The sequence below is a fragment of the Herbiconiux daphne genome (genome assembly GCF_024979295.1).
Lineage (GTDB): Bacteria > Actinomycetota > Actinomycetes > Actinomycetales > Microbacteriaceae > Herbiconiux > Herbiconiux daphnes.
In genome coordinates this window covers 1-544 of the sequence record NZ_JANLCJ010000723.1, presented here as the reverse complement: position 1 = coordinate 544, position 544 = coordinate 1, and the positions used below count along the sequence as shown (strand labels likewise).

Below are 544 nucleotides of genomic sequence, written 5' to 3'. Positions count from 1 at the left end.
CTACTGGTTAAATCTACACTCCCCACGTTCTCTAACACCTTATTAGTGTGATATGGGTTGCTATGGGTAAAACCTCCCATAAATGCGCGTTTCAGGCGCTGATATTCATCAACGGTGATACGTAAATCATCCATCAATTTACGGTATTTAAAGTATTTACGTTTCGCCTCCGGTGTTCTTTCGGGGTTGCCGTCCTCGTCTAATATCCGGTAACACTGGTTTTTCACGTATTCCCTAACGCGCCCCGTGTTAGTCAGCGGGATTTTAGTAATAGATTTATATTGCGTAATCTGCTCATTAATATAAGCGTTAACTACAACAATATCATTCTCACAATATCCCCATTCCTTTTCCGTTAATTCGGTTTCATGGTGTCGGATTAATTCATAGTCTAAATCACCCTCCATCTTTTTAACTTTGTGGGTTGTCAGGTTTTTGGCTAGGCTTGCCAACGAGTAGCCGGAAAGAATGTAACTACAGCGGAACTCTATTCCAATATCGCAAAGCGCCTTAATTGGTTTACGCTCATTGATTGAGAAAACCC

1 protein-coding gene is annotated in these 544 nt (G+C 41.4%); it reads right to left on the bottom strand.

Annotated features, from left to right (window positions below):
* A partial coding sequence (locus tag N1032_RS27360) for a hypothetical protein (RefSeq protein WP_259543857.1) occupies positions 1-544 on the bottom strand: 544 nt, incomplete at both ends.